Consider the following 13,658-nt stretch of genomic DNA (forward strand, 5'->3'; position numbering starts at 1 on the left):
CGGATTCCGGGACCAGCGGCATGGCCGGGATGGACACCGGGGCCGGCGGCTCCGCCGGTTCCGCAGCACAGGGTGCCCAGGCAGGTCAGGCCGGTCAGGCCGGAGTGCCGGGCTTCAAGAGCCTCGGATCGCCGCGCAGCGCCGGAGCGCTCCTGCCCGCCGCGCTTCCCGGGATGCCGGGCTACGACCCCACCGACCTGTACGCGTTCGACCGCCCGGGCATGGTGTCGCCGGTGATCGCGGCGGCGCTGCCGCGGATCTACGTGCCGAACACCGAGAGCGACACGGTCACGGTGATCGACCCGTCGGACTACCACATCATCGAGACGATGAAGGTCGGCCACGAACCGCAGCACGTGGTCCCGTCCTGGGACCTGAAGACCCTGTGGGTGAACAACGACCTGGGCAACAGCCTGACGCCGATCGACCCCTTCACCGGCAAGGCCGGCGCGCCGATCCCGGTCCACGACCCGTACAACCTGTACTTCACGCCGGACGGCGCCTCGGCCGTCGTGATGGCCAGCAAGGACATGCAGCTGGTCTTCCGCGACCCGCACACCATGGCGATTCAGAAAGTGCTGCCGGTCCCGTGCGAGGGCGTGAACCACGCGGACTTCTCGCCGGACGGCTCGTACTTCATCGTGTCCTGCGAGTTCTCCGGCCAGCTGCTGAAGGTGGACACGAAGAACCGCACGCTGCTCGGCGTCATCACCCTGCCGCAGCCGGGCTCGATGCCGCAGGACGTGAAGATCTCGCCGGACGGCAAGGTCTTCTACGTCGCGGACATAGTGGCCAACGGCCTGTGGACCGTGGACGGCAACGCCTTCAAACTGACCGGCCTGATCCCCACCGGCAGGGGCGCCCACGGTCTGTACGTCTCCCGCGACTCCACGACGATGTACGTCTCCAACCGCGGCGAGGGCACCATCACCCTGCTCGACTTCGCCACCGGCAAGCCGCGCGGCAAGTGGCAGATCCCCGGCGGCGGCTCGCCCGACATGGGCGGCGTCTCGGCGGACGGCAAGGTCCTGTGGCTGTCCGGCCGCTACAACGCCGAGGTCTACGCGATCTCGACGGCGGACGGCCGGCTGCTGGCGCGCATCAACGTCGGGCGCGGCCCGCACGGGCTGGCGGTGTATCCGCAGCCGGGGCGGTATTCGCTGGGGCACACTGGGGTGTTCCGCTAGCCCTCCCCGGTACCCGGCAGCAGCGATTCCCAGAACCGAGCATGCGCCTCCTCATGCAGAACGCCGTAACGCAGCATCACCGACCGCGAAGCGCTTGAGGCGTCCTCGGGATCCATCTCGGCCTGGAGCCGCTGGTAGTGCCCCAGTAGTGCCCCAGCAGCTGCCGGTGCTTCAGCGCCTGGCGCCGGGCCAGCTCCTCGCGCGCCGAGGGGTCGTCAGTCGATGACCCGCTCCGACCCGCAGTACACGTTCGCCGTCCGGCCGCGCAGGAACCCGACCAGCGTCAGTCCCGACTCCGCCGCCAGGCTCACCGCCAGCGACGAGGGCGCGGACACCGCGGCCAGCACCGGGATCCCGCCGGCCACGGCCTTCTGCACCAGCTCGAACGAGGCCCGGCCGCTCACCGCCAGGATGTGCTCGCGCAGCGGCAGCCGGCCCGAGCGCAGGGCCCAGCCCAGGACCTTGTCGACGGCGTTGTGCCGGCCGACGTCCTCGCGCAGGCAGACCAGCTCGCCGTCGGCGGTGAACAGCGCCGCGGCGTGCAGGCCGCCGGTCTTGGCGAAGATCTTCTGGGCCTGGCGCATCCGGTCCGGCAGGGTGAACAGGACCTCGGCCGAGACCTTGACGTCGTCGTCGGCCACCGGCCAGCGCACCGCGGCGTGCACGGCGTCGATCGACGTCTTCCCGCACACCCCGCAGGCGCTGCTCACGTATGAGGACCGCCGCAGCCGCTCCTCGGGCAGCTCCACGCCGGGGGCCAGGGTGACGTCCACGATGTTCAGCGGATCGCCGTCGGTGAAGTCCAGCGACGCCTCGCCGTCCAGGTACGCGGTGGAGGAGCAGCCGTTGTCGGCCGAACAGAACTTCATCCGGACCAGGTCGCCGGGCCCGGCCAGCACGCCCTCGGCGGTCAGGTGGCCGGCCACCAGGTCGAAGTCGTCGCCGGGGGTCCGCATGGTCACGGTGAACGGCCGGCCGCCGATGCGCATCTCCAGCGGCTCCTCGGCGGCCATGTACTCCTCGCCGCCGCGCCGCAGGGCCGGATCGCCGGGGCCGGCCGACCCGTCAAGGCGTACTATGCGCCGCCGCGCGGTAACTCTGCTCACAACCGTCCCCAACTCTAGGATCCCAGCTTCCCCCGGTAATGGGCAAGTGATTTTCCACCACTGACATTCCCGCCTTAAAACCAGGTGAAAGGCGCCTTAGGCATTCTCTACCATCCGCCTTATGGAGTCGACGCCAGCGGAACCGCTCACCAGTAAACCGAAGCCCCCCGACGATCCCAAGAGCGGCGCATTCGCCTCCTTGCGCCGTTTGACGCCCTTCATCCGCCCCTACCGGGGCCAGATGATCCTGATGACCCTGTCCGCCCTCGGGGCCACCCTGGTCGGCGTCGCCGTCCCGCTGCTGACCAAGGAACTGATCGACGGGCCGATCGCGCACCACGACAAGGCGGCCCTGTGGCCCCTGGGCGGCCTGGTCCTGCTGTTCGGCATCGCCGAGGCCACGCTGTTCTGGCTCCGGCGCTGGTTCCTGCAGCGCGCCGCCCTCGGCATCGAGGCCGACATCCGGAACGCCTTCTTCCGCCACCTGCAGAAGCTGCCGGTGGCCTTCCACGACTCCTGGCAGTCCGGTCAGCTCGTCTCGCGCATGTCGGGCGACATCAACAGCCTGCGCCGGTTCTTCGGCTTCGCGCTGATCTTCCTGGTGGTCAACGGCGCCACGTTCCTGCTGGTCGGCGGAGCCCTGGTGCTGATCCACACGCTGATGGGTCTGATCATCTACGCCGCCTCGGTCCCGCTGATCCTGTACGGCCGGCTCGCCGACCGCCGCTACCACCGGCAGTCCCGCGCCGCCCAGGACCAGGCCGGCGACGTGGCCACGCTGGTCGAGGAGTCCGCGCTGGGCATCCGCGCGATCAAGGCCTTCGGCCGCCAGGGCCTGGTGTTCGACCGCTTCGACGAGCGGGCCCAGACGCTGCGCAGGCTGGAGCTCACGAAGATCAGGACACTGTCGGAGCTGTGGGCGGTGTTCGCGATGCAGCCGCAGCTGGTGCTCTCGCTGTGCGTCCTGCTCGGCGCCTACGCGGTGTCCTCCGGTGCGCTGTCCCTGGGCACGCTGGTCGCCTTCATCTCGCTGTACCTGACGCTGCTGTGGCCGATCGAGTCCATGGCCTGGCTGATGGCGCAGAGCCAGGAGGCGAACTCCGCGGCCGAGCGCGTGCTGGAAGTCCTGGACACGGTGCCGGCCATCGCCGACGCCGAGACGACGGTCCGCCCGCGACCCGCCAGCGCCGGCGAGCTCGTCTTCGAGGACGTCAGCTTCACCTACCCGAACTCCGACCGTCCGGTCGTCTCCGGGTTCGACCTGCGGATCGCGCCCGGCGAGACGGTCGCGCTGGTCGGCCCGACCGGCTGCGGCAAGACGACGCTGACCGCGCTGGTGCCCCGGCTGTACGACGCCACCGCCGGCCGGGTGCTGGTCGACGGCGTCGACGTGCGCGAACTGCCGCTGACCGAGCTGCGCCGCACGGTGGCCTGCGCCTTCGAGGACCCGACGTTGTTCTCGGCCTCGGTGCGCGAAAACCTGACGATGGGCGTCCCGGACGCCACCGAGGAGCAGCTCGAGGAGGCGATCGAGGTCGCGCAGGCCGGGTTCGTCAACGACCTGCCGTGGGCGCTCGACAGCCGGGTGGGGGAGCAGGGGCTGACCCTGTCCGGCGGGCAGCGGCAGCGCGTCGCGCTGGCCCGCGCGGTGCTGGGGCGGCCCTCGATCCTGGTGCTGGACGACCCGCTGTCCGCGCTGGACATCCATACCGAGGGCAAGGTCGAGGAGGCGCTGCACAGCGTGCTGCGGGGGACCACCGGGCTGGTGGTCGCGCACCGGCCGTCCACGGTGCTGCTGGCCGACCGGGTGGTGCTGCTCTCGCCCCCGGGGCCGCACGGCACGACCATCGCGGCCGTCGGGACGCATCAGGAGCTGCTGCGGACGTGTCCGGCGTACCGCGACATCCTTTCGCAGACCTCTGACCTCGCGGACGCGGCGCAGGAAGCCGAGTCCGCCGACGGCACACTCGTGGAGGTGTCCCGATGACGACGACCACCACCGACTGGCGGGGTGTCGCCACCGAGAAGAAGGACGATCTGCCCGACAAGAGGGGCATCCGGCTGCGGGCGCGCAGCCGCAGGCTGCTCGGCGAGCTCGTCCGGCCGCATCGCAGAGAACTGGTTTTCTGTACGGGCATGGTGCTGGTCCAGACCGTGTTCAACATGGCCGGGCCGTACCTGGTCTCGATCGGCATCGACCGCGGCATCCCGGCGCTGCGGCGCGGGGACTGGGGCCCGATCACCGCGATCTTCGTGGCCATGGTGATCAGCGCGATCCTGGCCTCGGGGCTGCGCGCGATCTTCCTGAACAAGGTCGGGCGCATCGGCCAGACCATGCTGCTGAACCTGCGGCGCATGGTGTTCACCAAGTTCCAGGCGCTCCCGTTGGCGTTCCACGAGAACTACACGTCCGGGCGCGTCATCAGCCGGCTGACCTCCGACCCGGACGCGCTGAACGACCTGATCGACAACGGCCTGGACGGGCTGCTGGACGCGGTGCTGACGGTGTCGGCGATCGGCATCATGATGGCGGTGCTGGACGTGCCGCTGACCCTCGTGGTGGTGCTGGCGTTCCCGGCGATGCTGCTGCTGATGCGCTGGTTCTCGCGGCACTCGGCGGTGGCGTACCGGCGGACGCGGGAGACGATCGCGGCGCTGATCGTGCACTTCGTGGAGACCTGCAACGGCATCCGCGCGGTGAAGGCGTTCCGCCGCGAGCCGCGCAACGAGGAGATCTTCGGCCAGCTGAACAACGAGTTCCGGGCCGCCAACGCCCGCGCCATGAACCTGCTGGCGGTCTTCATCCCCGGGATGAAGACCATCGCGGCCTTCACCACCGCGGCCGTGGTGGTCTACGGCGGCCTGCGGGTGATGGACGGGAACATCCAGATCGGGGTGCTGGTGGGCTTCGTGCTGTACCTGCGGCGGTTCTTCAACCCGCTGGAGGACATCGCGATGTTCTACAACTCGTTCCAGAGCGGGACGGCCGCGCTGGAGAAGCTGTCCGGGGTCCTGGAGGAGGCGAACGAGCTGCCGGAGCCGGCCGAGCCGAAGCCGCTGCCGTCGCCGCTGCAGGGGGCGGTGTCGTTCGACGGCGTGACGTTCGCCTACCCGAAGCGCGAGTCGGACGAGTCGTCGGCGGCGGAGGGAGATGGGGCGTCAGGAGCGCGGGCCGAGGGGACGGCGGAGGCTGAGGACATCGGCACCGGCGGCAAGGTGATCCTGCCGTTGCTGGACCTGGAAGTCCCGGCCGGCCAGACCGTGGCCCTGGTGGGAGCGACCGGAGCGGGCAAGTCCACCCTGGCGCGCCTGCTGTGCCGCTTCTACGACCCGCAGGACGGCGCGGTCCGTGTCGACGGCGTGGACGTCCGCGACCTGGCGGACGCCGACCTGCGCCGCGCGGTGGTGATGGTGACGCAGGAGAACTTCCTGTTCGCCGGCACGGTCGCGGACAACATCGCCTTCGGACGGCCCGATGCCGGCCGCGCTGACATCGAGGCGGCGGCGAGGGCCATCGGCGCGCACGAGTTCATCAGCGCGCTGCCGGACGGCTACGACACGGATGTGAAGAAGCGCGGAGGCCGGCTGTCGGCCGGGCAGCGGCAGCTGGTGGCCTTCGCGCGGGCCTTCATCGCGGACCCGGCGGTGCTGGTGCTGGACGAGGCCACGAGTTCGCTGGACGTGCCCAGCGAGCGCATGGTCCAGCGCGCGCTGCGGACGATCCTCGCCGACCGGACGGCGCTGATCATCGCGCATCGGTTGTCCACGGTCGAGATCGCGGACCGGGTGCTCGTGATGGAGCAGGGACGGATCGTCGAGGACGGGGAGCCCGGTGCGCTGCTCGCCGCCGGGACGGGGCGGTTTGCGGGGCTGCATCAGGCTTGGCGGGAGAGTTTGGTGTAGGTGGGTTGTGTAGGTGAGTTGCTGTAGGCGGGTTGGCGCTGCGAGGTGCCGGCTGGCGGCCGGCGTCGTCTCTTTGGAGGCGGCGCCGGCTTTGCGGTTTCGTGGGTCGTTCGCTGCGGGAGATCCCCGGCGGCGCCGCGCGGCAGATTTTCAGCCCGCTTTACCCGCTCGCTCAGACCTCATTCAGGCTTTGCCGACACTGTTGCATGACGCGGATGCCCGTCCGTCTGCACGTGCGTCCGGCGCGTGCGTTCGGCTCGCGTGCGCCCTGGTGAAAGGCCTCGTCAGCACTCTGCGCTGATCGCCCGACCCCGCTGTGTAGTGCCAAGACTCGGCAAAGTCCCGGTCATCTTCGGGCCGTACCCATTGAGACCGGACTGTGACCTCCGGCAGATTGCTCTCCCGACAGGCCTCGCGCGAGCGTTCGAAAGCGAAGTACCCACGGCTCGCGCACAGGAGGCGAAGTTCGGCGGAAGGCCTCTCTTGTCCGGCATATCCGGCTCCGGCAGACATGTTGCCAGCCACGCCAAGCCCGGTGCGGTGAGCAGCGCCAAGGGCAAGGTCAAGACCGCGGCTGCGGTGACCAGTGTCCTGGCGGTCAGCGGAGGCGTCGCCACTGCGTTCCACCTGCATCAGGATGGTCTGCGCAACAGCGCTGAGGCCGCTTCGCAGGACTCGAACACCTCGGCGGCGGCCGCGGCGGCGAACGCGCTGCTGGCCCAGCGGACCGGGAGCACCACCGCGGCGAACCGCGACATGCAGCGGCCGACGCTGGCTCCGTCCTCTTCGTCGAGTTCGTCGAGTGCCGCTCCGACCTCGGCGAGCAGCTCCACCACCACGCCGCCGGCGCCGACTTCGACGTCGACCAGTACGCCGGCGCCCACGCCGACCAAGACCGAGACGCCGCTGCCGTCCAAGACGTCCACGTCGACCCCGACGCCGACGAAGACCACGACGACGCCGAGCTCGTCGAGCTCCAGCTCGTCGTCCGGTTCGTCGACGAACATGGGCTACAACGCCACGCCCGCGCAGGCGAAGGCGATCGCCGCGGCGGTCGTGCCCTCCGGTGAGCTCGGGTGCTTCTCGGACATCATCGAGCGCGAGTCGAGCTGGAACGTCTTCGCCACCAACCCGTCCTCCGGGGCCTACGGCCTCGGGCAGGCGCTGCCCGGCGACAAGATGGCCTCGATGGGCTCCGCGTGGCGCAACAGCGCGCTGGTCCAGATCAAGTGGGCGCTGTCCTACATGAACGGTCGTTACGGCTCGCCGTGCGCCGCGTGGACCTTCTGGCAGGCCCACAACTGGTACTGAGGTACCCCGCACCACCCGCGTAACGGGTTGGCAATCGATACCGGGTCGGCAATCGACCCCGGGACAGCCCTCGATACCGGGTCGGCAATCGATACCGAGGTAGCCACCGATACCGACGTACCGACCAGGCCCCTCCGGGACCCCACAGCCGCCGCAGGCTCACGCGTGCGGCGGACCCGGGCGGCCGCAACACCGCCCCGCAGCCGAGCCCCCCACCGGCCGGCCGGGCGGACCAGGAAGGGTGCGTCTCAGCCGTCTGAGGCGGCGGCGAGCAGCGGGACCAGAACGTCGGACACCGGCGTCGGGATCCCGTGCCGCCGCCCCAGGCGGCGCACCACCCCGTTGCGCGCGTCCCACTCCAGTTCCCGGCCGGCCAGCCGGTCGAACAGGATCGAGGAGCCGATGTCGGGGTCCATCCGCTCGAAGATGCCGACCAGGGCCTCGGCCTCCGTCTCCGGCAGCGCCGCGCCCTCGGCGCGGGCCACCGCCAGCGTCTCCTGGGCCAGGGCCAGGGCCAGCTCCCGGATGTCGGGGCGCTGGTAGATCGCCGCGCGCTTGCCGGTCGCGGCCATCACGCCGGCGATCGCGTTCGTGGTCAGCTTGCGCCAGGCGGCGGTCGTGAAGTCCGAGACCAGTTCCACCTCGACCGCCGGGGCGCCTTCCAGCAGCCGGGCGAACTCCTCGCCGTCGGGGCCGGCCGGCACCTGCAGCAGCGAGGAGATGTTGTCGCGGACCGTGACCTCGCCGGGGCCGGTCGGCTCGGCGCTGATCCAGACGATGGCCGGGAGCACGTGCGCGTCGTTCGCGTACGGTGCGACCCGCTCGACGTGCTCCACGCCGTTCTGCAGGGCCACGACGGTCGTCGAGGGCTTGCACAGCGCGTCCAGGTAGCCGGCGGCGCCGTCGGTCTGGTGCGCCTTCACCGCGAGCAGCACCCACTCGGCCGGGCCGGCCACGTCCGCCGGGGAGGTGAGGATCGGGGCGTCCAGGTCCGTGGCGGTGCCCGAGACGTCGTCGACCACCCGCAGCGGCCCCGGGTCGCGCCGTGCGCACAGCGTGACGGTGTGCCTCCCCGTCTGCTGCGCGGCAAGCGCCGCGACCGAACCGATAGCGCCAGGCCCCACCACCGCTATGTCCGCCATGGAACAAGAGCGTATTGCTTCTCCGGCACAGTGTGCGAGGCGACAACAGGTTGCGATCGCAGGTTACCGCCGAGTTCACGCGCCCTGCGGCGGCCGCCTACCGCACGTCGCCCATCAGCCGGTTGATGATCGGCGAGGCCAGGAACACCAGCAGCCCGATGCCCGCCGCCACCGCGCCCAGCGTCAGGAAGTAGGTGAAGTCGCTCATCACCGTGCTGAGCTTGGTGACGTAGACGTTGAGCGCGTTCCCGGTCGCGGTGGCCAGGAACCACAGCCCCAGCATCTGCCCGGCGAAGCGGGCCGGGGCCAGCTGCGTGGTCACCGACAGCCCGACCGGGGACAGGCACAGCTCGCCGATCGTCTGCAGCAGGTAGGTGATCGCCAGGAACCAGATCGAGACCCGGTGCGTGGGCGTGGCGTCCTTGCCGGCGATGCTCATCACGAAGAACGAGCAGCCGATCACCACCAGCCCGATCGCGAACTTCACCGAGGTGCGCGGGGCCCGGTCGCCGAGCTTCTGCCACATCCAGGCGAAGATCGGCGCGAACACCATGATGTAGAACGGGTTCGCGGACTGCAGCCACACCGAGGGCATCTGCCAGCCGAAGATCGACAGGTCGGTCTTGTCGGCCGCGAACAGGTTGAGCTGGCTGCCGGACTGGTCGTAGATCATCCAGAACACCGTGGCGCCGATGAAGAACGCGACGAACGCCAGCAGCTTGGGCCGCTCCCCGGCGGTCAGCCCGCCCCGGCTGAACATGTAGCCGAAGTAGACGAACGGCGTGACGATGATCGGCGCGGCCAGGCCGTCGGCGAACGCCGAGACCGACCACTCGGTGATCGCCATCCAGCCCAGCACGATGGCCAGCACCACCGCCACGATCAGCGCGCCCATCCGCAGCGAGCGCCGCAGCTCCGGCGGGGTGATCGGCTTGGGCGGCCGGAGCCCGACGGTGCCCAGGTGCTTGCCCTCCACGACGTACCAGACCACCGCGAAGGTCATGCCGAGCGCGGCGATCCCGAAGCCCAGGTGGTAGTTGACGTGCTGGCCGACCCAGCCGGCGGTCAGCGGCGCCAGGAACGCGCCGGAGTTGATCGCCATGTAGAAGATCGTGAAGCCGGCGTCCCGCCGGTCGTCGTGCTGGTGGTAGAGCCCGCCGACCTGCGCGGAGATGTTCGGCTTGAGCAGCCCGGTGCCCAGCACGATCAGCCCCAGGCCCAGGAACGAGGTGGCCGCGGTCGGGACAGCCATCACGTAGTGGCCCAGCGCGATGATGATGCCGCCCCACAGCACCGAGCGTCTGGCGCCCCAGACCCGGTCGGCGACCCAGCCGCCGGGCACCGCCATCAGGTACACCAGGCTGTTGTAGATGCCGTAGAAGCTGTTGCCGGCCGCGTCCGACAGTCCCAGGCCGTGATGGGCCGTGGTGTCGGTGAGGAACAGGACGAGCAGCCCGCGCATGCCGTAGAAGCTGTACCGCTCCCAGAACTCGGTCGCGAACAGTGTCTGCAGACCCTTCGGGTGGCCGAAGAACGCTCGATCCTCATCCTGCGGCGGCAGGCCCTGGGCAGGCGAGGGAACGTCGTGGGTCGTCATGCGTTCGGTGCTTCCCGGACCAGATCGCCGCATTACAGACAATGCTCCAGATGGGGGAGCGACAGCAGGTCGACCCCGATTACCATCACACTCATGACCCGAGTACTGCTCGCCGAGGACGACGCCGCCATTTCCGAACCGCTGGCGCGGGCGCTCCGACGTGAGGGCTATGAGGTCACCGTCCGCGCCGACGGCCCCGGGGCCCTGCTGGCCGGTCAGAGTGGCGTCGACCTGGTCGTTCTCGACCTGGGCCTGCCCGGCATGGACGGCCTGGAGGTCTGCCGCCGGCTGCGTGCCGACGGCCACACCTTCCCGGTGCTGGTGTTGACAGCCCGCGCCGACGAGGTCGACACCGTGGTGGGCCTCGACGCCGGCGCCGACGACTATGTGACCAAGCCCTTCCGGCTGGCCGAACTGCTGGCCCGGGTCCGGGCGCTGCTCCGGCGCGGCACCCCGGACCTGGGCAACGGCGTGCACGGCGTCCGGATAGACATCGAATCGCACCGCGCTTACCTGGGCGACCAGGAGCTGAACCTGACCGCCAAGGAGTTCGACCTGCTCCGGGTGCTGGTCCGCGAGGTCGGCCGGGTGGTCACCCGCGACCAGCTGATGCGCGAGGTCTGGGACACCACGTGGTGGTCCTCCACCAAGACCCTGGACATGCACATCTCCTGGCTGCGCAAGAAGCTCGGCGACGAGGCCTCCCGTCCTCGGTTCATCACCACGGTGCGGGGCGTCGGCTTCCGCTTCGAGCGCGGCTAGCGCCCGGGCCCGCCTGCTGTGCGCCGCCGCCTGGTCTCCTCCACGTTCCTCGTGGTCATGATGGTCGTCATCCTGCTCGGTGTGCCGTTGGCCGTGCTCGAGGTGCGCTCGGTGGACACCAGCACCAAGACCATCCTGGCCACCGAGGCCCGAATGCTCGCCCAGACCGTGCGGATGCAGGTCAGCAAGGCCAGCCCGGACGGCACCAACTCCGGGCCGGGCGACTACACGCGGGACTGGCAGCAGATGATCGCCTCCGACCACGACGCCACGGTCAACGTCGACGGCCAGAGCCCGGTCCAGGTCAACAGCGCGCTGCCGCCCGGCGCGCCGACCTTCAGCGTCACCTTCGACATCGACAACGTGCTGCGCAACGTCGGAGTGCACGTCACCGTCCGGGCCTCGCGCGAGCCGGCCGACCAGCAGATACGCAGCTCCATGTACCTGATCGGCGGGGTGGCGCTGGCCGTCCTGGTGGCCGCGACCGGCCTGGCCTACCTGCAGGCCCGCCGGCTCACCAAGCCGCTGGAGGAGCTGGCGGCCACCGCCGAGCGCCTGGGCTCGGGCGACCCGCGGCCCCGGCACCGCCGCTACGGCATCAGCGAGCTGGACCGGGTCGCCGAGGTCATCGACAGTTCGGCGGACCGGATCTCCACCATGCTCGGGGCCGAGCGCCGGCTGGCCGCCGAGGCCTCGCACGAGCTGCGCACCCCGCTGGCCGCGCTGTCGATGCGGCTGGAGGAGATCATCACGCTGGCCGACGACCCGCAGACCGTGCGCGACGAGGCCGAGGTGGCGCTGTCCCAGGTGGAGCGGCTCACCGACGTGGTGCAGCGGCTGCTGACCACGGTGCGCACCCACCGGCGCTCGGATCTTGCGGTGCCGATCGAGGTGGACACCGTGATCCGGCAGCAGGTCCACGAGTGGCGCCCGGCCTACCAGTCGATGCGCCGCGGGATCGTGGTCTCCGGCGAGCGGCGGCTGATGGCCATGGCCACGCCCGGCGCGTTCTCCCAGATCCTGTCCACGCTGCTGGAGAACTCGCTGATCCACGGCGCCGGCACGGTCACCGTGCACACCCGCGCGGTCGGCGGCTCGGTGGTGGTCGAGGTCGGCGACGAGGGCGACGGCATCGCGCCGGACCTGGAGGCGAAGCTGTTCGAGCGGGGCGCCTCCTCGCGCGGGTCCACCGGGCTGGGCCTGGCAGTGGCGCGGGAGCTGGCCGAGGCCGACGGTGGCCGGCTGAACCTGGTGCTTCAGCGGCCGGCGGTGTTCGCCGTCTTCCTCACGGAGCACTCGCCCTTGTCGGTGATTGCGCGCTGAAGCCGTCGTCGTCGGAGCCCTCAGCGCCGCCGGCGGTCCCGGTGGCCGCCCCAGTGGCCCCGGCGCTTCCAGCTGCCCCAGCTGCCCCGGTGGCCTCGGGGAAGACGAACAGGTGCGAGGTCGTGAACCGGAACACCCCGGCGACCGGCAGGCCCAGGATGAACTTGGCGACGTTGGCCGCCTCGATGCTGTGGAAGCCCAGCACCCGGTCCCCGACGAACACGAAGCTGTTCTCGATGATCAGGCCGACCAGGCTGATCAGCGCGAACATCGCCATCTCCCGGCGGCGGGCGTCGGCCGGCCGGTCGCGGAAGACCCAGTAGCGGTTGCCGATGTAGGCGGTGACGGTGGCCACGCAGGTGCCGCCGATGGAGGCGACGGTGTGGCTCAGGCCGGTGTACTGCCACAGGAGGTTGGAGCTGCCGACGTCCGAGGCCACGCCGATGGCGCCGACCACGCCGAACTTGAGCATCTCGGCGTAGAGCTTGCGGAACGTCGAGACGATTCTGGCTACGAGCACAGGAGGATTATCTACAAAGACGCGACGGTGCTGTCAGCCCGCGGCCTCAGCGGCCCGCGGTCTCCGGGACCGGGCGCTGGTGCGCCGCGTGGCTGTTCGAGGTCGGGTACAGCGGCGCGGTCGCGGACGCCGGGACGACCTCGGGCTCCTCGACGGTGCCCTCGGGGAAGACGAAGGTCCGGTAGCAGTACAGGCGGAACAGCATGCCCAGCGGCATACCGAAGACGTACTTGGCGATGTTGACCGCCAGCGTGCCGTCCTGGCCCAGGCCGTACTTGCTGATGAAGACGAACATGACCTCGATGACCATGGCGACGCCGTTGATCAGGAAGAAGAAGATCATCTCCCGGTGGCGGTCGATCTTGTCGCGGTCCTTGTAGGTCCAGTACCGGTTGCCGATGTAGGAGACGATGGTGGCCACCGCGGTCGAGACGATGGTGGCGACGATCTGCTTGTCCTTGACCGCCAGCAGCATGCCGTTCAACACGACGATGTTGACCACCAGGGCTGCCGCGCCCACGGCTCCGAACTTCGACAGCTCGTGGACGAGGTGTTCGAAGCGGTTGTACAGAGAACGCACGACCGTCACGCCTGCCACCTGTCTTCCATCGGTTTTCTCCTAGCGACCCGAGGGTACCGTTCCTATCTGGGCCGCTTCGACTGCTGACCGGGAAACCTCCGTTAAATCTACTCATCGCGACGTAGCTGTGACATTAGGCCGCACCCATTCGTGGTGCTAGGTCCGGGATGTCGGAACCGGATGTGTCCAGAGGAGGCAACCGAAATCCACCCCGCGTGCGTTAAGGG

At 70.0% G+C, this 13,658-nt stretch carries 12 protein-coding genes; 6 read left to right on the plus strand and 6 right to left on the minus strand.

Features of this window, described 5'->3' with window-relative positions:
• Positions 1-20 precede the first annotated feature (20 nt).
• Positions 21-1,187, plus strand: coding sequence for a YncE family protein (locus ABH926_RS47760; protein WP_370374089.1), 1,167 nt, complete (start codon positions 21-23; stop codon positions 1,185-1,187).
• Between the two features lie 215 nt (positions 1,188-1,402).
• Here ABH926_RS47760 and fdhD read toward each other — a convergent pair whose 3' ends face one another.
• The gene (gene fdhD / locus ABH926_RS47765; protein WP_370374042.1) at positions 1,403-2,293 is read right to left on the minus strand and encodes a formate dehydrogenase accessory sulfurtransferase FdhD; all 891 of its coding nucleotides are present in this window, start codon (positions 2,291-2,293) and stop codon (positions 1,403-1,405) included.
• Positions 2,294-2,414: 121 nt separating this feature from the next.
• Here fdhD and ABH926_RS47770 point away from each other — a divergent pair, with 121 nt between their 5' ends.
• Together ABH926_RS47770 and ABH926_RS47775 are read left to right on the plus strand one after the other, a co-directional pair.
• The gene (locus ABH926_RS47770) at positions 2,415-4,280 is read left to right on the plus strand and encodes an ABC transporter ATP-binding protein (protein ID WP_370374044.1); all 1,866 of its coding nucleotides are present in this window, start codon (positions 2,415-2,417) and stop codon (positions 4,278-4,280) included.
• Entirely contained in the window at positions 4,277-6,196 is a 1,920-nt protein-coding gene (locus ABH926_RS47775) for an ABC transporter ATP-binding protein (protein WP_370374045.1), read from the plus strand. Before ABH926_RS47770 ends, ABH926_RS47775 begins: the two co-directional genes overlap by 4 nt.
• A 632-nt stretch (positions 6,197-6,828) precedes the next feature.
• On the opposite strand, the gene ABH926_RS47780 is transcribed toward ABH926_RS47775, so the two are convergent.
• On the minus strand, positions 6,829-7,203 hold the full coding sequence (locus tag ABH926_RS47780) for a hypothetical protein (RefSeq protein WP_370374047.1): 375 nt from the start codon (positions 7,201-7,203) through the stop codon (positions 6,829-6,831).
• On the opposite strand from ABH926_RS47780, the gene ABH926_RS47785 reads away from it, so the two are divergent.
• Positions 7,202-7,507: a hypothetical protein gene (locus ABH926_RS47785; protein ID WP_370337112.1), complete on the plus strand. Its 306-nt coding sequence runs from the start codon at positions 7,202-7,204 to the stop codon at positions 7,505-7,507. The two genes, ABH926_RS47780 and ABH926_RS47785, sit on opposite strands and share 2 nt — an antisense overlap.
• A 248-nt stretch (positions 7,508-7,755) precedes the next feature.
• On the opposite strand, the gene ABH926_RS47790 is transcribed toward ABH926_RS47785, so the two are convergent.
• Both ABH926_RS47790 and ABH926_RS47795 read right to left on the minus strand, forming a co-directional pair.
• A complete protein-coding gene (locus ABH926_RS47790; protein ID WP_370374048.1) occupies positions 7,756-8,649 on the minus strand; it encodes a 2-dehydropantoate 2-reductase in 894 nt (297 codons plus the stop codon).
• A gap of 97 nt (positions 8,650-8,746) precedes the next feature.
• Positions 8,747-10,246 (minus strand): peptide MFS transporter, encoded by a 1,500-nt coding sequence (locus ABH926_RS47795; protein WP_370374049.1) that lies wholly within the window; start codon positions 10,244-10,246, stop codon positions 8,747-8,749.
• Between the two features lie 93 nt (positions 10,247-10,339).
• On the opposite strand from ABH926_RS47795, the gene ABH926_RS47800 reads away from it, so the two are divergent.
• A complete protein-coding gene (locus ABH926_RS47800) occupies positions 10,340-11,008 on the plus strand; it encodes a response regulator transcription factor (protein WP_012785064.1) in 669 nt (222 codons plus the stop codon).
• Positions 11,009-11,065: 57 nt separating this feature from the next.
• Positions 11,066-12,331, plus strand: a complete 1,266-nt coding sequence (locus tag ABH926_RS47805) for a sensor histidine kinase (RefSeq protein ID WP_370374051.1) — start codon at positions 11,066-11,068, stop codon at positions 12,329-12,331.
• On the opposite strand, the gene ABH926_RS47810 is transcribed toward ABH926_RS47805, so the two are convergent.
• Both ABH926_RS47810 and ABH926_RS47815 read right to left on the minus strand, forming a co-directional pair.
• Positions 12,294-12,851 (minus strand): GtrA family protein, encoded by a 558-nt coding sequence (locus ABH926_RS47810; RefSeq protein WP_370374053.1) that lies wholly within the window; start codon positions 12,849-12,851, stop codon positions 12,294-12,296. The two genes, ABH926_RS47805 and ABH926_RS47810, sit on opposite strands and share 38 nt — an antisense overlap.
• Positions 12,852-12,897: 46 nt before the next feature.
• Positions 12,898-13,440 carry a GtrA family protein gene (locus tag ABH926_RS47815; RefSeq protein WP_370374054.1) on the minus strand — a complete coding sequence of 181 codons (543 nt, stop codon included), beginning with the start codon at positions 13,438-13,440 and terminating at the stop codon, positions 12,898-12,900.
• Between the last annotated feature and the right edge of the window lie 218 nt (positions 13,441-13,658).

It is taken from the genome of Catenulispora sp. GP43, from assembly GCF_041260665.1.
Classification (GTDB): domain Bacteria; phylum Actinomycetota; class Actinomycetes; order Streptomycetales; family Catenulisporaceae; genus Catenulispora.

Coding starts and splice junctions, on each gene's coding strand:
- ABH926_RS47760 (WP_370374089.1), top strand. CDS start 21: ATGGCCGGGATGGACACCGGGGCCGGCGGCTCCGCCGGTTCCGCAGCA.
- ABH926_RS47770 (WP_370374044.1), top strand. CDS start 2,415: ATGGAGTCGACGCCAGCGGAACCGCTCACCAGTAAACCGAAGCCCCCC.
- ABH926_RS47775 (WP_370374045.1), top strand. CDS start 4,277: ATGACGACGACCACCACCGACTGGCGGGGTGTCGCCACCGAGAAGAAG.
- ABH926_RS47785 (WP_370337112.1), top strand. CDS start 7,202: ATGGGCTACAACGCCACGCCCGCGCAGGCGAAGGCGATCGCCGCGGCG.
- ABH926_RS47780 (WP_370374047.1), bottom strand. CDS start 7,203: ATGTTCGTCGACGAACCGGACGACGAGCTGGAGCTCGACGAGCTCGGC.
- ABH926_RS47790 (WP_370374048.1), bottom strand. CDS start 8,649: ATGGCGGACATAGCGGTGGTGGGGCCTGGCGCTATCGGTTCGGTCGCG.
- ABH926_RS47795 (WP_370374049.1), bottom strand. CDS start 10,246: ATGACGACCCACGACGTTCCCTCGCCTGCCCAGGGCCTGCCGCCGCAG.
- ABH926_RS47800 (WP_012785064.1), top strand. CDS start 10,340: ATGACCCGAGTACTGCTCGCCGAGGACGACGCCGCCATTTCCGAACCG.
- ABH926_RS47805 (WP_370374051.1), top strand. CDS start 11,066: ATGATGGTCGTCATCCTGCTCGGTGTGCCGTTGGCCGTGCTCGAGGTG.